Genomic DNA, 20,362 nt, shown 5'->3' with positions numbered 1-20,362 from the left:
ATAAAAAGGCGACCCTTGGGTCGCCTCTTTATTTATAGAGTGGCATTAACGACGCCAGCAATCGGCGGTATCCCCTTTGCTATTGCCTTTCACGCCCTTGCTTGTCAGCGTCAAGTTACCGCACTTGTCATCGGCCATGGAGTTCTTGGCGGTGGCGGTCAGTGTGTAGCTGAACGCATCCACAGCGGATAGGGCAAGGCTGTAGTTTTCACTCCCACCGTCCTTGGGGGCTTTGCTGAATGGCAAGTCTGGGCCTGTTCCGTCGCTCTTTGTATATTTCCCGTTCGCGGTGTAGTAACGCTCCATGAAGTGCGAGAGTTCCATCAGTGCAGCCTGCGCGTCCGCTCTTTTGCTCTTGCGCACGTACTCCTGATAGGAAGGGTATGCAATGGCCGCTAGAATGCCGATGACGACAACAACGATCATCATTTCGATCAAGGTAAAGCCTTTGTTTCTGTTCATTGCTCTTATCTCTTGGGCGCGCAGGTGATGGTCTGTTGTCATCTTGATTCTTGCCAGGCATGGCGTCCATAGCGCTGTGATCCTGCAACCTTGATGCACTGTGGTGTGGCCGCCGCTGAACTCGCGTAGCAAAGCCACCGGTACAGAGGTGTGGCCCCCTTGATTACACCGATATCGGGGTCAGATATGCCAGAAACAGGGATCTGGTCATTCCCTTTGCCGATATTGTCTGCCTCACTCAAATTGCCATCTTTGTTGGTATCGAAGTAGGTGTAATTGAGTCTTGAACCACTGGTGATATTCAGCGCCATGACCCAGCTTGTACCGCCAGCCTTACAGGGATCCCTTGATGGCGTCATGCTGGTGAATATGACCCGATCCGAACGTAATGTCGCCTTGGATATTACTCGTTCGCCTTTAGCGCCTGATCCGCCTCGGCTAGATTTCCAGGCCAGATCCAGATACCAGCCTTTCTGGTTAGTTAAGTTGTTGTTGCTGACTGTGCGTCCCTGAAAACTGTTGGTCTGAACTTCCGAAAGAATCTCTTGGGCAAGTAAATTGGATCTAGTAACGGTGGTGCCGTCATCAACGATGGCATAGAAGCTCTGCGTGGGCGGTGACTCGGGAATTTCATTGTCACCAACTTTCATGTAGGAGCCCGTACCAAAAAACACCATGTGCTGGCCTTTTTCGTTGAAGGTCGAAGCCAATGGTGCAGTGATAGGTTGCCGGTTGTTTGCAGCATCTTGGGCAACAAAGAACGGGGCGGAAGGCGCTGTCCAGTTATCGACGTTGCTGCTAAGGTCAATACGCCACAGATTGCCTTTCGTGTCGCCAACATACAGGCGTTCAGCCACCTGGTCGCCATTCAGATCCGTCAGCAACGGCGCGCCCAAGTCGCCAGTGGTGTTAAGAGTGATGGTTTTAAGAACATTGCCGTTGGCTGCATCAAGGAACCAGATCTTGGCTGTGCTCTGTTCGGTACTATGGTATCCGCTGGTGACCACAACAGAGAACTTGCCATTGGGTAGTGCCACGATCGCAGGTTGACCAATCGGTGCCCCCATATCCGGGTGGCTGAACTCCCAGAGGAATTTGTTGGTGCCCATGTTCGTTGGATCTGTGATGTCCAGAGCAAAGACGCTACGTCCCCCTGCTCCGGTGGTACCAGCAACGATGGTTTTCCAGCTACTACCCAGCCATGCATCGGAAACGCGCGGTGTGCCGTCAACATAGTAGCGGTGGGAGTAAGTCGGGCTGGTCAGATCGATCAAGTTGGCAAAGACGCCATTTGGAATAAAGGCGAATAGCTCCTTACCGCCATTGCCATTTTCCGCCATGCTGGCGTTGAAGCCATGCAACATGCCGTCATTGGCGCCCACGATCACCATGGGCGTACGGTTGGCATTGTTCGCCCGGAACTGCGCATAAGCTTCGCGTGCACTTGTCCAACTGCTCCCTATCAGGCGCGTATAGCCGTAATCCTGATTGGCGACGAACTGCGGATCGGAGTTGATGATATCGCCCAAACGGCTTGCGCGCTGGCGGAATTGCTTGCTCTGATCATCTGTTGTGCGCTCCAGGCTGCGGTTTCCACGCAGGAACTCGAGTCGCCTTTGCGCATTTGTTGCATCATTTGCAATCCGTTCGCTATCGGTATGCAACAGGCTTTTAAGGGCATCGCCTATTCCGTTACTCCAAGTGAATGTGGTCGCGCTGGTGCTGATCATGCCGTTGCCTTCTGGGCTGGCATTGACCAGAGGCACCGGAGTGAAAATCTTGCGGTTATCGGTATCTTCGTCGCTTATTGAGTCGAGTGCAGCGGCTGCGCTCCAGGTCGCGCTTGTCGCAATTGTGCCGTTGGTGTTGACTTTCTTGGCCAGCAGGTCGCCGCTCCACAGCTTGCTGTTCAGCGAGGACTGGAACACAGCAGTGTCGGTTTCCAGACGCGTTGAGTTGGTTGCGAGAGTGGTAGTGGTGCTGTTCACTTCTTGGGCAATCTTCGCGAAAGCAGTCTTAAGGCTTTCAACCATGCGAGTTGCATCACTGGCTACGAAGAAATTGTCGGGACGTGGGTAATTATCAGCCAGCATGTCAGTAGTGGTGTGCCACCAGGCTTCCGGTAAGGCGGTACTGCGTGCATAGGGATCACCAAAGTCCTCTGGTACTTTGAAACCGCCATATTTCGTCGCTAGCCAGTACTGGTTTCTATTCTTGGATGCCAGAACCTGATTTTCCCTCACGTCTACCCAGAACGTGGAAATGGATTGTTTGCCCGCTAAGCCAGGACGTATGTCTGTGGTATTGGCCAAATAGGCGAGTCCAGCGATATAAGCCGAGTTGTCTCTACCAGTAAATGCTTGGGCCGAAGCACTGGTGGTAACGCCCTCGAGGTTGAAGATAGTCTGTGTAGCGCGCACAGCATCCATCGCCGTGTTGCTATTGATTGTAGTGTCGCCACTTACTTCACTAGGCTTGTTTGGCTCGCTAGAGCTATTGGTGTTGCCGGGCAGGTTCTTGTCATTCCAGGTATTGACATCGCCTATGCCAAGAATCACGTTTTTCTGGCAGGCGTATTCGATGGGATCATCCCAGGCAGTAATTACCGGGAAGTTGTCCGCCCAACGTGCGCGTGTGTTGCTATTGGCGTCGTTGTTGCTGGAATAAGCATCCACACTGGGAAGTCTTCTGAAATAGCGCATGGCTGTGTAATACAACTCACTAACCGGGTCGTAGCTCTTGTAGTCGTTATTGTTGAGCTGGCCGAATTTGTTGATGTAATTTAGTACCCCGCTATCATTAATAGTCACACCCATGGCAGTGCTGATGCCGTCCGGATTTTGGACTTGGATGCCTGTTTGTGGATCCCACTCCCTTGCAGCGTTATTCTCCTCTCCAACGTTGCGCGTGATTTTTTTGTCACCAATGAACTTCTGTTTCGCCCGCAGTACGCCACCGTCACGGGTAGACGACGGGTCATTTAGGTAGCCGAAGGCACTGTATCTCAGGGTGCCTGAGTATTGCTGTAGTAGACCTTCTGGCTTGTAGTTGCCATTCGGGTATTCTTTGCAGTTCGCTTCCAATCGGTCTGGCACGCAAACCTTGACGCGCATGTTAATCTTGTAAACGCTTTTCAGGTTAGGACGCCTGCCGTAGTCGGTGACAAGTCTGCCGTCGTTAAATTGTTTAGCATTGCTAGGGTCATAGTCGGTTTGCTCACTAACGGAGTTTGCGTCATCCCAAAGCTTGTCGCTCCAATTGGAGAAATAAATATAGGTTCCCAATCCTTGCTGGCGAATATTGAAATTGCTCCAATTTGAGTTTGCAGGGGTTGCCCCTTGGATTTCACTGGTAGGTACTCGGCCTTGGGCATCGGTGATTCGGTTGCCTGCGTCGTAACCGGGGTTTCTCGACTTGCTGAGAACGGTCAGATTGTTCTCATCTCTTACTCTGTAACCACCAGTGAGAGCACTACGAAATGGGTCGATGGTTGGCGTGCCTGCCCAGTTGAGGAAGTTGCCACTCCATTGGTAGCGGCCGCCGCATTTTCTATCGGTAGCGGAGTTGTTTGCGCCGGGCTCAAACCATTCATCGACTTTATTATAGGTGTAGCATTTGTTCGAGTCGAAATACCCCACGTAGGTTTTTGCCGAGCTGTAGTTGCCCAGGTTCGCCACGCTGACCAGCGTGGGCCATTCAACCGAAGGCACTAAGGCCAGGTTGCCAGGCACGCTGCCGCCGCCCAGCAATAAGGGAACCTGTGATACTTCGGCAGAATAAGCTGGTGCTGAAAGCAATATGCCGCTGGTTAGCAGGAAGGCCGTTGCTGTTTTAGCTACTTTGAAAGTCATCGCAAGGCGATTCATTGTGGAGGCTCCACGTGAAATTCGGAGAAGGGCAGGGCGCTTCATTGTTCAACCAGAAATACAGAGCTCAGCTTGCTCGTTGTGCTGGGAGTATTGGCATCATCCTTGGCCATGCCGAAGCCAGTGGCTGTAATGCGTACGATGGTGCCTTCTTCATCAGTCGGAACTCCCACTTCGGTACTGGTTCGGATGGTGGCTAGCTGCCTGAGCGTGTAGGTCGGGTCTTTGGCCACGCCTGGGAAGGATGCGTAGCTGCCGGTTTCGTCTGCGACCGATAGGGTGCCGAGAGTATTGGCTTCAAATTTATTGGTTACGACGCTCTCACCTTCACGCAGGGCAGCTTCTGCGGCCTGCAATGCCAGTTCCTGGTCTCTAAGGTTGCCTGCCATGCGTTCTTGCAAAGAGGTACCGCGCATGCTGGCAAGGCCGATGATGGTGACAAGCAACAGCATGATCAGTGCTACTATCAAAATAGCACCCTGTTGTTTTCTGGTATTCATAAGAGAACCTCTGTTCATGGCAGTCTATTGCGCAGGCTGACCACGGCTGTAAATACCTGACCAAGTCGGCGATCTGGAATGTCGATGCTGTCGGCCGATGTGCAGGCGCTGCCGCCCTTCTTGCAGATCAAGCCTTTTTCTCGGTCATAAACCTGGGCTTCGGGCGATACGTTCACTTCGTTGCCAAGCGCGAGGAGTCGAATTTTTACCGCTGCTACATTGTCCCAATTAGTGACCGCATCGGCTTTGACGAATGCATTATCAGAGATGGCGCGGTTTTCACCGGTGCCCGTGCTGATACCATATTCAAATTGCAGGTCTTGAATGCCCTCGATCAACTCCTGAGTAGAAGGCGTTGTGGTGCCAGTTTTCCAACTGGTTCGCCAGAGCGCAGGAATAGAACCATTGGCACCGTTCTTGATGTAGTACTGATTGCTTTGAAATAGTAGAACCTTAGTGATGGTGGGGGTGTAGGATCGGCTCAGATTGCCACTGCTGGATTTGCCGATAGTGGTGGCTGTGATGTCCCCGCTTTTAAAAATATCGCAACCGAGCGCGCTACTGATGAGCACATTGGTATTCTTGGCCTCACTATTGGTGCTGTTCATAGTGATACTTGTTGCGTCGATTGCTATATCTGAAGTGCCAAGTTCTCCAGCGCTGGTTGCTGCGTGTTTGATCAGTATGCTGTCAGTGCCGGGCGTTTTATCTGTGCCAAGATTGGCTGGCCAATCTGGCAGGTTGGTCTGGGCCTCCCAGCCTTTCAAAGCTTGATTGATGTTCAATCGGTCATCACTTGAACTACCGTCTACATCAGAAAAGCACTCGCCCTTGTAGCCTGCATTCCGCAGATCATAGGTAATGAAATCTATAGCGAAACGGCCGCTTTCTTGAACGCGGGAGAGTGCGCTATTGACTGAGTAGGTCTGCTTGCTGGACAGAAAGATCTGTAGCACCCCAAGCATCAGTAACAGGCTCAAGGCCATGGCGATCATCAGCTCGATAAGCGAAAGGCCGTGTTGTAGATGGACTGTGCGCATGCTCATATCTCTGTTCGATAAACGAAGTTAGCGGTTGCGTCAGCTGTTGCTGTAGTGCCATCTGATTTCTTGATCGCGCCACGGCTTTCATCCCAGTTGATGGTGATGGTCACGAGGCCAGTAGAATTGTCTCTTTCTATGCGGGCCTTGCCACTGGGCAACTTGGTGACAAGGGATATCCATTCACTTAGGTCTTTGTCCTTGCGAGTCGTTGTCGTCGTGTAGGTATTGGTAAGGCTGCTGAGGTTGTAGTCGCCGGCTTGGGCAGCCTTACGATTGGCACGCATGCGGTCAGTGATGTCTGCTGCCAGTATCGAGGCTTGAGAGCGATAATATGCGCTCTGGTTAGCTTGGATACTGGTCGCCTGCAGGCCTGCCAGGCCGAGCAGGCCGATGGACAACACCACGATAGCTACCAGTACTTCGATAAGCGTGGCGCCCGCTTGCGCTCGATGGGACAAGCCTGTCATGAGCAGTTCACCTTGGTTGTGCTGGTCGTACCAATGATGGATACCTCGACCTTGCGTTTTTGCTGATCAACGCAAGTGCTGGCGTTGACCGAGAAAACTGTGGTTGCCGCTGCCGAAGTCATGCCGTTGGGCCTGAAGGTCAGGCCCGCGTTAGGGCCTTCGACGACAAGGCTGCCTGCGCTGTCCCAGCTTTTGATTACCAGATTGCCTGCCATGATGATCCAGCCACCTGCCCAGTCGGTGCCATTCTGGCAGCCGTTACCCGCGGCGTTGCGACGGCAGATGGTGATGTCTTTGCCTCGTTTCACCGCTTCGGAGCGTGCCAGTTGCAGTGCGCCTTGCAGTTCGTTGGTAAGAGACAGGGTGCGGTTCTCCTGTAGGATGTTGCTGAAGGAGGGGGCAGCAATACTCACCACGATGGCCAATACGGCGATCGTTACCATTAGTTCGATCAGGGTGAAGCCTCGGTTAAAGCGCATGGCGGATCTCGCTGATTCTTGGCCAACAAATGATCGCAATTTACTGTCTGACAAGGCAGGGGGGGAGGATATCCGGTTGGTTAATCTGGCTGAGTGGTCGTTTACTCGCACCGGCTGTCATCAGAGGTGGATTCAAGTCTCGTTCTGCCTGCGATGTTTATCACAATGGCATATTTTGCCGTTGCCCCGTGGCACAGCGTGAGGGTGCCATTCAGGCTGTGGGTCATTCCGTTGGATTTGAAGGCGATATGATTCTGGTTGCGGAAATTAGACCAGTTCCAGCTATATGGCGGACTGATTGGCAGTGTACGTAACGCGATCTCGCTTTCATCCAAGCGTCCGCTCTGGTTGCTATCGATGAATACCACGAGTTGATTCTGCCAGCGGTTGCTGCATGCATCGATGTTATCGCAAAGGCTGACGGTGGTTCGCCTGGTAACCGCTTCAATACGAGAGAAGTGCAGCGCAGCTAGCATATCATCTACGTATGCTTTCTCTTGGGCTTGCTGCACATGACTGCTGAATCCAGGAATTACGATGGTCATGAATATGCCGAGAATAACCAGGCTAATCAGCAGCTCGACCAGGCTGTACGCCCTCTGTCTATTTTGAATCATCGTTCAAGTCCCTTTGCACGTATGATTGATGGCCTCCTGGCCAGCTTTTTCTTTACAGTCCTTGAGGCTCCGTTGTCAAGGCCAGTCATCCGTGTTTGAGGGGGATTGTGGCGGTGGATGTGATCGTTACTGGTGGTGGGGTTGTTGGGTTGTTGTCGGCTTATCAACTGGCGCTGGCCGGCAAGCGAGTACGGCTTGTGGAGCGCAGTTGGGTTGGTTCCGAATCCTCCTGGGCCGGTGGCGGCATCGTTTCGCCGCTCTATCCCTGGCGCTACAGTGCGGCGGTAACGGCGCTGGCGCATTGGTCGCAGGATTTCTACCCGGGTCTGGCCGATGAGCTGCTGGCCATGACGGGGATCGATCCGCAGGTGCATGTCACGGGCCTGTATTGGCTCGATCTGGACGACGAGGCCGAGGCGCTGGCCTGGGCGCGGCGGCAGGGGCGGGCGCTCGATCCGGTAGCGATGGAGCAGGTATATCGGCAGGTGCCGGTGCTGAGGCCTGGCTTCGAGCGCGCCATTCATATGCCGGGCGTGGCCAATGTGCGCAACCCGCGCTTGGTCAGAGCACTGCGTGCGGCGTTGGCGGCCTTGCCCAACGTGCAGGTGCATGAACACTGCCCGGTGCGTGGCTTCATCCAGGAGCAGGGGCGTGTATGCGGCGTGCTCACCGACAGCGGCGAGATGCGCGCCGAGCGTGTGGTGCTGGCGGCCGGGGCCTGGAGCGGAGAGCTGCTCAAGACGCTGGGCCTGGCGCTGCCGGTCGAGCCGGTGAAGGGGCAGATGATTCTTTACAAATGCGCCGAGGATTTTCTGCCGAGCATGGTACTGGCCAAGGGGCGCTACGCCATTCCTCGGCGCGATGGCCATGTATTGGTGGGCAGCACTCTGGAATATGAAGGCTTCGACAAGACCCCGACCGATAGCGCATTGGCAAGCCTCAAGGCGTCCGCCGAAGGGTTGTTGCCAGCGCTGGCGAATGCCGAGGTGGCTGGGCACTGGGCGGGGCTACGGCCCGGCTCGCCGGCTGGGGTTCCCTTCATTGGCGAGCTGGCGTCGCACCCGGGGCTATGGCTCAACTGCGGGCATTTCCGCAACGGACTGGTGCTGGCGCCGGCGTCCTGTCGACTGCTGACCGATCTGATGCTGGGCAACAGGCCGATCATCGATCCGCGTGCTTATGCAGTCGATGGCCGTCTGGCAGGCAGTTGAAAAACTACCTGCGTTGACAATACTGCATTAAAAACAACCTCAAAATGCTCATTTACAACACGTAAACTGCGCTTTTTCGGCTGTTTTTGCCTTGTCTTGTCTGCCTCGCCTACGTTTTTCAACGGCCTGCCGGCCTGACGCATGAAAGAACGCCGCGCCCATACGCATGGGCGCGGCGTTATTGCTTTCACACCAGGGTATTCAGGGCTTCGCGGCTGAAGGGCTGGATGTCCTGTTCGCGACCTTCACGTACCTTCAGCGCCCAGTCCGGATCCACCAGCAGGGCGCGGCCCACGGCCACCAGGTCGAATTCCTGCTTGTTCAGGCGTTCCAGCAGGTTTTCCAGGCTGGCCGGTTCGGCCATCTTATCGGTCTTGACCATGAATTGCAGGAATTCGCCATCCAGGCCGACACTGCCCACGGTAATGGTCGGCTTGCCGGTGAGCTTGCGCGTCCAGCCGGCCAGGTTGAGGTCGCTGCCCTCGAATTCCGGCTCCCAGAAGCGCCGGGTCGAGCAGTGGAAGATATCCACGCCAGCCTCGGACAGGGGCTTGAGGAAGGCTTCCAGCTCTTGCGGAGTCTGCACCAGGCGCGCGCTGTAGTCCTGCTGCTTCCACTGCGAGTAGCGCAGGATGATCGGGAAGTCCGGGCCAACGGCGGCGCGCACGGCCTGGATCAGCTCGATGGCGAAACGCGAACGCGCGGCCAGGTCGCCGCCGTAGCTGTCGGTACGCTGGTTGCTGCCTTCCCAGAAGAACTGGTCGATCAGGTAGCCGTGGGCGCCGTGGATCTCCACGCCGTCCATGCCGATGGCCTGGGCATCGCGCGCGGCCTGGGCGAAGGCGGCGATCACCTCGTCGATATCGGACTGGGTCATGCCATGCACCACCACTTCGCCGTCCTTTAGCTTTTCCATCGGGCCATAGCCGGGCACGCTGGCGTCTGGCTCGGTGCCCAGGCGGCGCACGTTGCCCACGTGCCAGAGCTGCGGGACGATCTTGCCGCCTTCACCGTGCACCGCCTCCACCACCTGCTTCCAGCCGGCCAGTGCATCCTCGCCGTAGAAACGCGGCACGTTCGGGTAGCCGTTGGCAGCCTTGTGGCCAACGGTGGTGCCTTCGGTGATGATCAGGCCCACACCCGCAGCGGCTCGGCGACGGTAGTACTCGACCACCTTGGCATTGGGCACGCCACCGGGCGAGAAGGAGCGGGTCATCGGGGCCATGACCACGCGGGTCGGCAGTTCCAAGTTACCGAGGCGGAATGGGGCGAACAGGGCTTGAACGGGAGCGCTCATCATCTTTCCTCTGGGGTTGAAGGGTCATCAGGCCTGCAGCAAACGCTCCAGGCGGGTGACGAAAGCATGCAGCGGTTGCAGGTTGCGGCCGACCTTGAGGCGGGCCAACACGCCCTGCCAGGCGTCGCTGATGAAGGTGGCGAGATTGCCGCAGTCCTCGTCGCTCGGCAGTTCACCGGCGGCCTGCGCCTGTTCCAGGCAGTCGCGCAGGATATCCACCGAGGCTTGCTGGATGGCTGCAACCTCAGCGCCGATCGCCGGCAGCATCTCGCTCATCTCAAAACTCAGGCTGCCGATGAAGCAGTGGTACTGCGGCGTCTCCTGCCGGGCGAAGTGCGCCAGCAGTTCGCGGTAGTAAGCGAGAATGCGTGCGCGCGGACTCAACGCCGGGTCATTGAGTGCCTGGGCATAACGCGCCAGGCGCGGGCGATAGATGAAGGCCAGCGCCTGCAGGGCAAAGTCTTCCTTGCTGGCGAAGTAGTGATAGAAGCTGCCCTTGGGAATCCCGGCTGCCTGGACGATCTCCAGCACGCCGGTGCCGTGATAACCGCGTCGGGTCATCACCGCCGAGCCTTTGCTCAGGATCAGGTCGCGCTTGTCGAGTCGAATGCTGTTCATGGCGTCGAGCATATGACCGGTCGTCTCGCTCGGCACAGCACTATTGATGTTGGTGATTAAGGGCTAGAAGAACACTAGGCGAATGCCCAAGCCAGAACAGGTAGGAGTGAGCTTTTGGGCAGGATTCGCGAGCAGAGCTCGCTCCTACGGATCAATTCAGGGCTGCAACCAGACCAGCGAGGCGAAGCGCCCGGTGCGAGCGCTGCGGCGGTAGGAATAGAAGCGCGGGTCGTTATAGGTGCACAGGCCGCCACCGCTGACTGCCGTGACGCCGATGGCGGCCAGACGAATGCGTGCCAATTGATAGATATCGGCCATGAATTTGCCTTCGCTTGCGCCCGGAACGAAGGCGCGCTCGGCCTCGGCATGCTGGCGCAGGAAGGCTTCGCGCACCTCGCCACCCACCTCGAAGGCCGCCGGGCCAATGGCTGGGCTGAGCCACACCAGCAGTTCCTGTGGTGCCACGTCCAGCGCCTTTACGGTGGCTTCCAGTACCCCGCCAGCCAGCCCGCGCCAGCCGGCATGGGCCGCGGCCACACGGCTGCCGGCACGGTCGCAGAACAGGGCGGGCAGGCAATCGGCGGTCATCGCCGTGCAGGCGATACCGGGGGTGGTCGTCCAGGCACCGTCGGCTTCGATGACTGTCGCCGGATCGGCTTCGGTCACCGCAATGCCATGCACCTGGCGCAGCCAGGCGGGCTGGCAGCCCAGGGTGTCGACCAGATGGGCGCGATTGGCGGCGACGGCTGCCGGGTCATCATCGACATGATCGCCGAGGTTGAAACTGTCGAATGGTGCCGCGCTGACCCCACCGCTACGCGTCGTCACGCAGGCGCGCACATTGGCCGGCGCGGGCCAGTCGGGCGTCAGCCAGTCGTGGGCGCTCACCCGACGAAGGCCTCGCGATCCTGACGCAGCAGGGTCAGCAGCCAGACCAGATCGTCCGGCAACGGCGATTCCCACTTCATGCGCTGGCCGCTGGCCGGGTGGTCGAGTTCGAGAAAGCGTGCATGCAGGGCCTGGCGCGGAAACTCCTTGAGGCTCTGTACCAGACTCTGGCTGGCCGCCGGCGGAATACGGAAGCGCCCGGCGTAGACCGGGTCGCCTACCAGCGGGTAGCCGACATGGCTCATGTGCACGCGAATCTGGTGAGTGCGCCCGGTTTCCAGCTTGACCCGGGCATGGGTGTGCGAGCGGTAGCGCTCCAGCACGCGGTAATGGCTGATAGCCGGTTTGCCGCCATCGGTCACCGCCATGCGCTGGCGCTGGCTGGAACTGCGGCCGATGGGCGCGTCGATGGTGCCACCGGCGGTAATCACGCCGATGCAGATGCATTCATAGATGCGGCTGACGCTGCGCTTCTGCAGTTGCTCGACCAGATTGGTCTGCGCCTGCAGGGTCTTGGCCACCACCATCAGGCCGGTGGTGTCCTTGTCCAGGCGGTGAACGATGCCGGCACGCGGTACGTTGACGATGTCCGGCACGTGATGCAGCAGGGCGTTGAGCAGGGTGCCGTCGGCATGCCCGGCAGCCGGATGCACCACCAGGCCGGCCGGCTTGTCGATCACCAGCAGGTGTTCGTCCTCATAGACGATGTTCAGCTCGATGTCCTGCGCCACCCACTCGCCCTGGGCCTCCTGCTCGGCATCGAGCACCAGCTTCGAGCCGGCATGCACGGTGTCGCGCGGGCGTGCCACGGCGCCGTCGACGGTCAGGCGGCCGTCCTTGATCCAGGCGGAAAGACGCGAGCGGGAGAACTCGTCGAACAGTTGTGCGGCGACCTGATCGAGGCGCTGGCCGCCCAGTTCGAAGGGCACTTCGGCCTGGAGTTGGATGGGCTGTTTAATGGTGGAAGTCATCTTCGGCAACGGCGGGCGCCCGGCCTTTGGTTTCGGCGACGGGCTTGTGGTTAAATACGGCGTCTTTGCCCCAGGGGGTTCCAGGGGGCGCTCATCATAACAGGACGGCCCTGCAGCCGTCACAGGGACGCAAGCCGCTATGCAAGTGAAACACCTGCTGCTGATCGCCATCCTCGCCCTTACCGCCGCCTGCTCTTCCAAGCAGCCGGAGGTCGATGAAAACCTCAGCGAGGCGGAGCTGTACCAGCAGGCCCAGGCCGACCTGGACAACCGCAGTTACACCCAGGCCATTGCCAAGCTCAAGGCGCTGGAGTCGCGCTACCCCTTCGGTCGTTATGCCGAGCAGGCGCAACTGGAGCTGATCTACGCCTACTACAAGAACGTCGAGCCGGAGGCCACCAAGACCTCGGCGGAGCGTTTCATCCGTCTGCACCCGCAGCACCCCAATGTCGACTACGCCTACTACCTCAAGGGCCTGGCCTCGTTCGACCAGGATCGCGGCCTGCTGGCGCGCTTCCTGCCGTTGGACATGACCAAGCGTGACCCAGGCGCGGCGCGTGACTCCTTCAACGAGTTCGCCCAGCTCACCAGCCGCTACCCGACCAGCCGCTACGCGCCGGACGCCAAGCAGCGCATGATCTACCTGCGCAACCTGCTGGCGGCCTACGAAATCCATGTCGGCCACTACTACCTCAAGCGCCAGGCCTACGTGGCGGCGGCCAACCGTGGTCGTTACGTGGTGGAAAACTTCCAGGAAACCCCGTCGGTCGGCGATGGCCTGGCGATCATGACCGAGGCCTACCAGCGCCTGTCCCTGGACGAACTGGCGGCCACCAGCCTGGAAACCCTCAAGCTCAACTACCCGGATCACCCCAGCCTGCAGGATGGCCAGTTCGTGCCGCTGGAAGAGGGCGACGACGAGCACTCCTGGCTGGCCAAGGCCACCCTCGGTCTGTTCGACTCCGCGGCTCCGCTGCCACCGGGCGAGACCCGCGCCAGCCAGGACGTGATTCGTCAGTACGAAGACGCCGAGCAGCAGATTCCGCGTGAGCTGCAGCAGGATGCCAAGACCGGCCAGACCGAGAAGAAGCGTTCCTTCTGGAGCTACCTGACCTTCGGCCTGTTCGACTGATTCTTAGGCAGCACGCAGACAAAGGAGGCTTCGGCCTCCTTTTTCATGGGCGTGAGAAAGCGCCAGGGGCGCGCTGCCTTTGCCGAACTGCGCACGGCTTGCCATTTGGCCTCTGTGCCGACGGCCTGCGCTTGGCTAAACTGCCAGCCTCGACCAAAGGAAAGCATGCACCATGGGACTGTTTCGCCTGTTGTTCTGGATCGCCATCATCTGCGCGGCAGTCTGGGTCTGGCGCCGTTACATCAGCGCGCCGAAACCTCGCCGGCAGGCGCCGCCGGCCGATGCCGCCGCGCCCATGGTGCGCTGCGCCCATTGTGGCGTGCACGTCCCCCAGAGCGAGGCGCTGAGCCAGGATCAGCAGTGGTTCTGCAGCCAGGCACACCTCGAGCAAGGCCCGCATGCCGGTGATCGCTGAGAGCTTCGCAGGCCTGGATAGCGTACCGGCCCGGCGGATTCTCAGGCTTTATCACTTCTATCGGCTGAGCATCGGCCTGGCGCTGGTGCTGCTGATATCCAGCAAGCTCGACGAGCAGTTGCTCGATCTGGTGCACATCGAGCTGTTTCGCACCGGTAGCTGGATCTACCTGATCACCAACATCTTCATCGCCGTGCTGGTGCACAAACCCCGGCACATGCTGCAACTGTTCAGCCTGGCGCTGGTGGATGTGATCTTCCTCTCGGCCCTGTTCTATGCCGCCGGTGGCACGCCCAGCGGCATCGGCAACCTGCTGGTGGTGGCGGTGGCCATCGCCAATATCCTTCTGCGCGGCCGCATCGGCCTGCTGATCGCCGCCATCGCCGCGCTGGCGCTGATCTTCGCCACCTTCTACCTGAGCCTGCGCTACCCCGCCGCTTCGTCCCAGTACGTGCAGGCGGGTGCCTTGGGCTCGTTGTGTTTCGCCGGGGCCTTGTTCATTCAGGGCGTCACCCGGCGCCTGCGCCTGAGCGAGACCCTGGCCGAGCAGCGCGCAGCGGATGTGGCCAACCTCGAAGAGCTCAACACCCAGATCATCCAGCGCATGCGCACCGGCATCCTGGTGCTCGACACCCAGCACCGCGTGCTGCTGGCCAATCAGGGTGCCACGCAGTTGCTGGGGCAGGGCGAACTGGCTGGCAAGATCCTCGACCCGCATTGCCCCGAGCTGGTCAAACGCCTGCAGCAGTGGCAGCACAACCCCACCCTGCGCCCGGCAAGCCTGCAGACGCAGGTCGATGGCCCCGTGCTGCAACCCAGTTTCATTTCCCTGCAACGCGGCAGGCAGCAACACACCCTGGTGTTTCTCGACGATATCTCGCAGATCGCCCAGCAGGCGCAGCAGCTCAAACTGGCCTCGCTCGGGCGCTTGACTGCCGGCATCGCCCATGAGATTCGCAACCCGCTCGGCGCCATCAGCCATGCCGCGCAATTGCTGCAGGAGTCCGAAGATCTGCAGGGGCCGGATCAGCGTCTGGCGCAGATCATTCAGGATCACTCCAAGCGCATGAACCTGGTGATCGAGAACGTGCTGCAGCTTTCCCGGCGACGTCAGGCCGAGCCGCAACTGCTCGATCTCAAGTATTGGCTGCATCGCTTCGCCAGCGAGTTCCGCAGCTCGGCGCCGGCTGACCGGCAGATTCACCTGCACACCCAGGGTGGCAGCCTGCAGACGCGCATGGATCCCCAGCAACTGAACCAGGTGCTGACCAATCTGGTGCAGAACGGCCTGCGCTACAGCGCGCAGCAGCACCGGCTCGGCCAGGTCTGGCTACGTCTGTTCCGTGACGAGGTCAGCGATCTGCCGGTGCTGGAGATACTCGACGATGGCCCCGGCGTGCCGCCCGAGCAGAAGCAGCACATCTTCGAGCCGTTCTACACCACGGAGAACAAGGGCACCGGCCTGGGCCTGTACATCTCCCGCGAGCTGTGCGAAAGCAACCAGGCCCGCCTCGATTACAAACCCCGCGAAGAGGGCGGTAGCTGTTTCCGCATCACCTTCGCCCATCCGCGCAAACTGAGCTGACCATGACCCGCCAGAGAGCCTTGATCGTCGACGACGAACCGGATATCCGCGAACTGCTGGAAATCACCCTGGGCCGCATGAAGCTGGACACCCGCAGCGCACGCAACGTCAAGGAAGCGCGCGAGTGGCTGGCACGCGAGCCCTTCGACCTGTGCCTGACCGATATGCGCCTGCCCGATGGCACCGGCCTGGATCTGGTGCAGCACATCCAGCAGCGTCACCCCCAGGTGCCGGTGGCGATGATCACCGCTTACGGCAGCCTCGATACCGCGATCAATGCGCTCAAGGCCGGCGCCTTCGACTTCGTCACCAAGCCCGTGGAGCTGGCCCGGCTGCGCGAGCTGGTGGCCGCCGCCATGCGCCTGCGTACCCCGGAAGATCAGGAGGCGCCCGTCGACAGCCGCCTGCTTGGTGAATCGCCGCCAATGAAGGCGCTGCGCAAGCAGATTCACAAGCTCGCGCGCAGCCAGGCACCGGTGTACATCAGTGGCGAGTCGGGCAGCGGCAAGGAGCTGGTGGCGCGCCTGATTCACGAACAGGGCCCGCGTGCCGAGCAGCCCTTCGTGCCGGTCAACTGCGGCGCGATTCCCACCGAGCTGATGGAAAGCGAATTCTTCGGCCACAAGAAGGGCAGCTTCACCGGCGCCATCGAAGACAAGCAGGGCCTGTTCCAGGCGGCCAACGGCGGCACCCTGTTCCTCGATGAGGTGGCCGACCTGCCATTGCCGATGCAGGTCAAGCTGCTGCGCGCCATCCAGGAGAAGGCCGTGCGTGCGGTGGGCGGCCAGCAGGAAGTGGTGGTCGATGTGCGCATCCTCTGCGCCACGCACAAGGATCTGGCGGCAGAAGTGGCGGCGGGGCGTTTTCGCCAGGATCTCTACTACCGTCTCAATGTCATCGAACTGCGCGTGCCGCCCCTGCGCGAGCGCCGCGAGGACATCGCCCAACTGGCCGCAGTGATGCTGGCGCGGCTGGCCGAAGGCAGCGGCCTGGAGCCAGCCAGGCTGCAAGCCGAGGCCCTGGAAAAGCTGAAGAACTACCGCTTCCCGGGCAACGTGCGGGAGCTGGAGAACATGCTCGAGCGCGCCTACACCCTCTGCGAGGACGACCAGATCAGCGCCGCTGATCTGCGCCTGGCCGATGCCTGCAGCCCCGCCGGGGAGGCCGGCGAAGCCAGCCTGGCGCAGATCGACAACCTCGAGGATTACCTCGAAGACATCGAGCGCAAACTGATCATGCAGGCGCTGGAGGAAACCCGCTGGAATCGCACCGCGGCCGCCCAGCGCCTGGGGCTGACCTTCCGCTCGATGCGCTATCGCCTGAAGAAACTCGGCATCGACTGAGCCGGCCTTCAGCCTCCGGAGACGCGGCTGCCGATGGCCGCACTGCCGTTGGCCTGTGCTTGCACCAGCAGGGCGCTGTGCAGGTGCTGCTCGAACTGGCTGACGATGCCGTCCCAGCTCAGGTGACTGGCATGTCGCCTGGCATTGAGGCGCACTCGGCGCAGCATTTCGGCATCGTTCAGTAGCCAGATGGCGGCCTCGCAGAAACCCAGCTCGTCGCCGGGCCGAGCCAAGGCGCCATTGTGCCCGTGGTGGATGTGCTGGGCCGCTGCGGCCTGATCGAAGGCGACCACCGCCAGTCCCGAGGCCAGGGCTTCGAGTACCACGTTGCCGAAGGTTTCCGAGAGGCTGGGGAAGAGGAACAGATCGCCCGAGGCATAGTGCGCCGCCAGGGTTTCGCCCCGTTGCAGGCCACAGAACAGGGCGTCCGGCAGTTGTGCCTGGAGGCTGCTGCGCAGCGGGCCGTCACCGACCAGGATCAGGCGCATGCGCCGCTGCGGATAGGCTGCCTGCAGGCGCTGGTAGGCCTTGACCAGCATGCCCAGGTTCTTCTCCGCCGCCAGGCGGCCGACATGCACCACGGCCAGCTCATCCGGCCCCAGGCCCCAGCTGGTGCGTAGCTCGTCACTGCGCCGGCCGGGGTTGAACAACTGGCTGTCGACGCCACGGGCGAGCAAGGCCAGGCGCTCGAAGTCACGGCGTTCCAGCTCCACCTTCTGGCCGACGCTGGGTACCAGGGTCAATTGCGTGCGGTTGTGGAACCAGCGCAGGTAATTGGTCAGCGCGCGGGTCAGCAGGCCGACACCGTAGTGCCCCGTGTACTGCTGGAAGTTGGTATGAAAGCCGCTGACCACCGGCACCCCCAGGCGCCGGGCAGCGCGCAGGGCGGACAGACCGAGCGGGCCTTCGGTGGCGATGTAGAGCACGTCTGGGCGCTGCCGCTGCCAACGGCGCAGGAGCTTGTGCAAGGACGACTGACCCCACTGCAGGCCGGGGTAGCCGGGCAATGGCCAGCCGCGTGTCAGCAGCAGTTCGGCATCGCTTTGCGTGCCGGTGTCGCTCGCCTGCCGGGGGCGCACCAGTTGCACACGATGGCCGCGTCCGCGCAGCCCCTCGACCAGGCGGCCGAGGGTATTGGCGACGCCGTTGATTTCCGGCGGGAAGGTTTCGCTGATCAGCGCGATATGCAGAGAGGATCCGTTCATGGAAGCAGTCTCTGCCTGGCCGATGTAACCAATGTGTCGTTATCGTGGCGCTTTTGTGACGGCGCGTTCGCGTACCCAGAACAGCGTGGCGCCGGCCACCGCTGCCGGCATCATCAGGATGTTCAGTCCTGGCACGAGCAGCGCCAGGTAGGTGATGCCGCCGAAGCTCAGGCTCTGCCAGCGTTTCTCGCGCAGCCAGGCAAGCATGTCCGGCCAGCTCATCTTGTTGTTGTCCGCCGGGTAGTCGATGTACTGCACGGCCATCATCCACACGCCGAACAACAGCCACAGTGGCGCGGCGACCAGGTTCACTACCGGGATGAAGCTGAGAATCAGCAGGGCGATGGCGCGTGGCAGGAAGTAGGCCAGCTTGCGCATCTCCCGGCCCAGGGTGCGCGGCACCATGGCCGTCAGCTCGGCAAGGCTGAACGGCGGGAAGTGATCCTCGCCGCGTACCACCACTTCCACCTTCTCGGCGAGAAAGCCGTTGAACGGCGCGGCGATGATATTGGCCAGCAGGGTGAAGGTGAAGAACACCATCAGCAGTACCAGCACCACGAACAGGGGCCAGAGGATGTATTGCAGAAAGCTCAGCCAGTTCGGCAGGGTGGGCATGAAGGTGTCGACCCAACCGCTGAACTCACGCACGGCGAAACCGATCAGCAGGGTAAAGAGGATCAGGTTGACGGCCAGTGGCAGTAGCACGAACAGGCGCAGGCCAGGGCTGAGCACCAGCTTCAGACCTTCGCGCAGGTATTGCGGGCCGGACAGTACGGGAGCGGCGGGCATGATGGCCTCCTGATGATGGATTGGCGCGACCATACCGACTTCGCCGCCAGGGCGAAAGTTCAGCGCAGCGGTAGGGGGTCATAGCGCCTGTCTATGTAGCGAATTGGTAATGCAAATTTCCTGGCGCCAGTAAGGCTCTGTAGCCTTGCGCACAGCCTCGCTTTCCGGGGGCTCTCACCCCCGCAAGCCTTCCCCAAGTGCTTCGAGAGTCCCCTTTTTATTGCGTGCTGGCCCTTCGCGCCAGTCAGGAGTCACTGCATGAGCAACCTTCGTCACGCCCGGGTCATCATCCTCGGTTCCGGCCCGGCCGGTTACAGCGCGGCGGTCTACGCTGCGCGAGCCAACCTCAAGCCGCTGTTGATCACCGGTATCCAGGCCGGTGGCCAGTTGACCACCACCACCGAAGTGGACAACTGGCCGGGCGACCCTCATGGTCTGACCGGCCCGGTGCTGATGCAGCGCATGCAGGAACACGCCGAGCGCTTCGACACCGAAATCGTCTTCGACCATATCAATGCCGTGGATCTGGCTGGCAAGCCTTTCACCCTGGTCGGCGACAGCGCCACCTACAGTTGCGATGCCCTGATCATCGCCACTGGCGCCAGTGCCCGCTACCTGGGCCTGCCCAGCGAAGAGGCGTTCATGGGGCGCGGCGTATCGGCCTGTGCCACCTGCGATGGCTTCTTCTACCGCGGTCGCGAAGTGGCCGTGGTGGGCGGTGGCAACACCGCAGTGGAAGAGGCGCTGTACCTGGCCAACATCGCCAGCAAGGTGACCCTGATCCATCGCCGCAATGCCTTCCGTGCCGAGAAGATCCTGCAGAACAAGCTGCAGGCCCGTGTCGCCGAGGGCAAGATCGAGCTGTGCCTGAATGCCGAGGTCGACGAAGTGCTGGGCGATGCCGGCGGTGTCACCGGCGTGCGCCTGAAGCACCAGGATGGCGCCCACAGCGAGCTGGCGGTGGAAGGCCTGTTCGTGGCCATCGGCCATACCCCCAACACCAGCCTGTTCGAGGGCCAGCTTGCGCTCAAGGACGGCTATCTGGTGGTCAACGGCGGGCGCGAAGGCAATGCCACCGCCACCAACATCCCCGGCGTGTTCGCGGCGGGCGACGTGGCCGACTCGGTGTACCGCCAGGCCATCACCTCCGCCGGGGCCGGCTGCATGGCGGCGCTGGATGTGGAGCGGTATCTCGACGGGCATTGAGGTCAGCCGTGCCTCGGCAGGTCGTTGCAAACCACCTCGGCTTGGCTGCCTGCGCCGCGTTGATATTTGCATTCGTGCAATCGTCTGTGGTTTTCAGTGGTCTTTGCATTTTTAGGGGGGAGTGCTGGGTTGATACTGGATTGGCGAGTTTTTGTGTTGGTTTCGGTGTTCAAGCTGCTTATCGGCGTTTAGCTGATATCTCCCGTTTCGCCCCCCGGCGACCTTCTTTTGTCAAACGCCACAAAAGAAGGCAAAAAGGCTTGGCCCC

20 protein-coding genes are annotated in these 20,362 nt (G+C 60.2%); 7 read left to right on the top strand and 13 right to left on the bottom strand.

All coding sequences use genetic code 11. The features are described 5' to 3' along the window. Positions 1 to 45: 45 nt before the first annotated feature. The 7 genes from ACSVIK_RS14195 to ACSVIK_RS14165 all read right to left on the bottom strand — a co-directional run bounded on the left by ACSVIK_RS14195 (position 46) and on the right by ACSVIK_RS14165 (position 7,434). Positions 46 to 462 (bottom strand): type IV pilin protein, encoded by a 417-nt coding sequence (locus ACSVIK_RS14195; RefSeq protein WP_442444930.1) that lies wholly within the window; start codon positions 460 to 462, stop codon positions 46 to 48. A 38-nt stretch (positions 463 to 500) separates the two neighbouring features. Further along, positions 501 to 4,328: a pilus assembly protein gene (locus ACSVIK_RS14190; protein WP_442444929.1), complete on the bottom strand. Its 3,828-nt coding sequence runs from the start codon at positions 4,326 to 4,328 to the stop codon at positions 501 to 503. 41 nt (positions 4,329 to 4,369) lie between these two features. After that, positions 4,370 to 4,828, bottom strand: coding sequence for a pilus assembly PilX family protein (locus tag ACSVIK_RS14185; protein WP_442444928.1), 459 nt, complete (start codon positions 4,826 to 4,828; stop codon positions 4,370 to 4,372). Between the two features lie 14 nt (positions 4,829 to 4,842). Then, positions 4,843 to 5,868, bottom strand: a complete 1,026-nt coding sequence (locus ACSVIK_RS14180; RefSeq protein WP_442444927.1) for a PilW family protein — start codon at positions 5,866 to 5,868, stop codon at positions 4,843 to 4,845. A gap of 2 nt (positions 5,869 to 5,870) precedes the next feature. Next, positions 5,871 to 6,338, bottom strand: a complete 468-nt coding sequence (gene pilV, locus ACSVIK_RS14175; protein WP_442444926.1) for a type IV pilus modification protein PilV — start codon at positions 6,336 to 6,338, stop codon at positions 5,871 to 5,873. Then, positions 6,335 to 6,817 carry a GspH/FimT family pseudopilin gene (locus tag ACSVIK_RS14170; protein WP_442444925.1) on the bottom strand — a complete coding sequence of 161 codons (483 nt, stop codon included), beginning with the start codon at positions 6,815 to 6,817 and terminating at the stop codon, positions 6,335 to 6,337. The genes pilV and ACSVIK_RS14170 overlap by 4 nt, the downstream gene beginning before the upstream one ends. Before the next feature lie 101 nt (positions 6,818 to 6,918). Continuing rightward, the gene (locus ACSVIK_RS14165) at positions 6,919 to 7,434 is read right to left on the bottom strand and encodes a GspH/FimT family pseudopilin (protein WP_442444924.1); all 516 of its coding nucleotides are present in this window, start codon (positions 7,432 to 7,434) and stop codon (positions 6,919 to 6,921) included. Positions 7,435 to 7,541: 107 nt separating this feature from the next. Between ACSVIK_RS14165 and thiO the strand changes: the two genes are divergently transcribed. Then, on the top strand, positions 7,542 to 8,645 hold the full coding sequence (gene thiO, locus ACSVIK_RS14160) for a glycine oxidase ThiO (protein WP_442444923.1): 1,104 nt from the start codon (positions 7,542 to 7,544) through the stop codon (positions 8,643 to 8,645). Between the two features lie 187 nt (positions 8,646 to 8,832). On the opposite strand, the gene ACSVIK_RS14155 is transcribed toward thiO, so the two are convergent. From ACSVIK_RS14155 to rluD, 4 genes are all read right to left on the bottom strand, one after another. After that, positions 8,833 to 9,942, bottom strand: a complete 1,110-nt coding sequence (locus tag ACSVIK_RS14155; protein ID WP_442444922.1) for an NADH:flavin oxidoreductase — start codon at positions 9,940 to 9,942, stop codon at positions 8,833 to 8,835. A gap of 27 nt (positions 9,943 to 9,969) precedes the next feature. Then, complete coding sequence (locus tag ACSVIK_RS14150) at positions 9,970 to 10,560, bottom strand: TetR/AcrR family transcriptional regulator (protein WP_442444921.1); 591 nt, start codon at positions 10,558 to 10,560, stop codon at positions 9,970 to 9,972. Between the two features lie 156 nt (positions 10,561 to 10,716). Further along, complete coding sequence (pgeF, locus tag ACSVIK_RS14145) at positions 10,717 to 11,448, bottom strand: peptidoglycan editing factor PgeF (protein ID WP_442444920.1); 732 nt, start codon at positions 11,446 to 11,448, stop codon at positions 10,717 to 10,719. Further along, positions 11,445 to 12,419, bottom strand: coding sequence for a 23S rRNA pseudouridine(1911/1915/1917) synthase RluD (gene rluD / locus ACSVIK_RS14140; protein ID WP_442444919.1), 975 nt, complete (start codon positions 12,417 to 12,419; stop codon positions 11,445 to 11,447). The genes pgeF and rluD overlap by 4 nt, the downstream gene beginning before the upstream one ends. A 139-nt stretch (positions 12,420 to 12,558) precedes the next feature. Between rluD and ACSVIK_RS14135 the strand changes: the two genes are divergently transcribed. From ACSVIK_RS14135 to ACSVIK_RS14120, 4 genes are all read left to right on the top strand, one after another. Continuing rightward, a complete protein-coding gene (locus ACSVIK_RS14135; protein WP_442444918.1) occupies positions 12,559 to 13,551 on the top strand; it encodes an outer membrane protein assembly factor BamD in 993 nt (330 codons plus the stop codon). A 172-nt stretch (positions 13,552 to 13,723) separates the two neighbouring features. Continuing rightward, the gene (locus ACSVIK_RS14130) at positions 13,724 to 13,966 is read left to right on the top strand and encodes a PP0621 family protein (protein ID WP_442444917.1); all 243 of its coding nucleotides are present in this window, start codon (positions 13,724 to 13,726) and stop codon (positions 13,964 to 13,966) included. Beyond that, positions 13,950 to 15,551 (top strand): sensor histidine kinase, encoded by a 1,602-nt coding sequence (locus ACSVIK_RS14125; RefSeq protein WP_442444916.1) that lies wholly within the window; start codon positions 13,950 to 13,952, stop codon positions 15,549 to 15,551. Before ACSVIK_RS14130 ends, ACSVIK_RS14125 begins: the two co-directional genes overlap by 17 nt. A gap of 2 nt (positions 15,552 to 15,553) precedes the next feature. Next, complete coding sequence (locus tag ACSVIK_RS14120) at positions 15,554 to 16,894, top strand: sigma-54-dependent transcriptional regulator (RefSeq protein WP_442444915.1); 1,341 nt, start codon at positions 15,554 to 15,556, stop codon at positions 16,892 to 16,894. 8 nt (positions 16,895 to 16,902) lie between these two features. On the opposite strand, the gene ACSVIK_RS14115 is transcribed toward ACSVIK_RS14120, so the two are convergent. Together ACSVIK_RS14115 and cysZ are read right to left on the bottom strand one after the other, a co-directional pair. Next, positions 16,903 to 18,099 (bottom strand): glycosyltransferase family 4 protein, encoded by a 1,197-nt coding sequence (locus ACSVIK_RS14115; protein ID WP_442444914.1) that lies wholly within the window; start codon positions 18,097 to 18,099, stop codon positions 16,903 to 16,905. Between the two features lie 39 nt (positions 18,100 to 18,138). Beyond that, the gene (cysZ, locus tag ACSVIK_RS14110) at positions 18,139 to 18,888 is read right to left on the bottom strand and encodes a sulfate transporter CysZ (RefSeq protein ID WP_442444913.1); all 750 of its coding nucleotides are present in this window, start codon (positions 18,886 to 18,888) and stop codon (positions 18,139 to 18,141) included. 258 nt (positions 18,889 to 19,146) lie between these two features. Between cysZ and trxB the strand changes: the two genes are divergently transcribed. After that, the gene (gene trxB / locus ACSVIK_RS14105) at positions 19,147 to 20,094 is read left to right on the top strand and encodes a thioredoxin-disulfide reductase (RefSeq protein ID WP_442444912.1); all 948 of its coding nucleotides are present in this window, start codon (positions 19,147 to 19,149) and stop codon (positions 20,092 to 20,094) included. A gap of 8 nt (positions 20,095 to 20,102) precedes the next feature. After that, a partial coding sequence (locus ACSVIK_RS14100; protein WP_442444911.1) for a hypothetical protein occupies positions 20,103 to 20,362 on the top strand: 260 nt, incomplete at its 3' end.

This window comes from Pseudomonas sp. NCHU5216 (genome assembly GCF_052156495.1).
Classification (GTDB): domain Bacteria; phylum Pseudomonadota; class Gammaproteobacteria; order Pseudomonadales; family Pseudomonadaceae; genus Aquipseudomonas.
Note: the sequence above shows the minus strand (reverse complement) of the source record. Positions and strands in the feature narration are given on the sequence as shown.

What these genes read in the sequence shown, in the direction of transcription:
- cysZ (WP_442444913.1), bottom strand. Translation starts at nt 18,888, where the DNA reads ATGCCCGCCGCTCCCGTACTGTCCGGCCCGCAATACCTGCGCGAAGGT.
- ACSVIK_RS14165 (WP_442444924.1), bottom strand. Translation starts at nt 7,434, where the DNA reads ATGATTCAAAATAGACAGAGGGCGTACAGCCTGGTCGAGCTGCTGATT.
- ACSVIK_RS14135 (WP_442444918.1), top strand. Translation starts at nt 12,559, where the DNA reads ATGCAAGTGAAACACCTGCTGCTGATCGCCATCCTCGCCCTTACCGCC.
- ACSVIK_RS14190 (WP_442444929.1), bottom strand. Translation starts at nt 4,328, where the DNA reads ATGAATCGCCTTGCGATGACTTTCAAAGTAGCTAAAACAGCAACGGCC.
- ACSVIK_RS14195 (WP_442444930.1), bottom strand. Translation starts at nt 462, where the DNA reads ATGAACAGAAACAAAGGCTTTACCTTGATCGAAATGATGATCGTTGTT.
- ACSVIK_RS14150 (WP_442444921.1), bottom strand. Translation starts at nt 10,560, where the DNA reads ATGAACAGCATTCGACTCGACAAGCGCGACCTGATCCTGAGCAAAGGC.
- ACSVIK_RS14155 (WP_442444922.1), bottom strand. Translation starts at nt 9,942, where the DNA reads ATGAGCGCTCCCGTTCAAGCCCTGTTCGCCCCATTCCGCCTCGGTAAC.
- ACSVIK_RS14170 (WP_442444925.1), bottom strand. Translation starts at nt 6,817, where the DNA reads ATGCGCTTTAACCGAGGCTTCACCCTGATCGAACTAATGGTAACGATC.
- ACSVIK_RS14115 (WP_442444914.1), bottom strand. Translation starts at nt 18,099, where the DNA reads ATGAACGGATCCTCTCTGCATATCGCGCTGATCAGCGAAACCTTCCCG.
- ACSVIK_RS14125 (WP_442444916.1), top strand. Translation starts at nt 13,950, where the DNA reads ATGCCGGTGATCGCTGAGAGCTTCGCAGGCCTGGATAGCGTACCGGCC.
- ACSVIK_RS14180 (WP_442444927.1), bottom strand. Translation starts at nt 5,868, where the DNA reads ATGCGCACAGTCCATCTACAACACGGCCTTTCGCTTATCGAGCTGATG.
- ACSVIK_RS14185 (WP_442444928.1), bottom strand. Translation starts at nt 4,828, where the DNA reads ATGAATACCAGAAAACAACAGGGTGCTATTTTGATAGTAGCACTGATC.
- ACSVIK_RS14130 (WP_442444917.1), top strand. Translation starts at nt 13,724, where the DNA reads ATGGGACTGTTTCGCCTGTTGTTCTGGATCGCCATCATCTGCGCGGCA.
- trxB (WP_442444912.1), top strand. Translation starts at nt 19,147, where the DNA reads ATGAGCAACCTTCGTCACGCCCGGGTCATCATCCTCGGTTCCGGCCCG.
- ACSVIK_RS14120 (WP_442444915.1), top strand. Translation starts at nt 15,554, where the DNA reads ATGACCCGCCAGAGAGCCTTGATCGTCGACGACGAACCGGATATCCGC.
- pilV (WP_442444926.1), bottom strand. Translation starts at nt 6,338, where the DNA reads ATGACAGGCTTGTCCCATCGAGCGCAAGCGGGCGCCACGCTTATCGAA.
- rluD (WP_442444919.1), bottom strand. Translation starts at nt 12,419, where the DNA reads ATGACTTCCACCATTAAACAGCCCATCCAACTCCAGGCCGAAGTGCCC.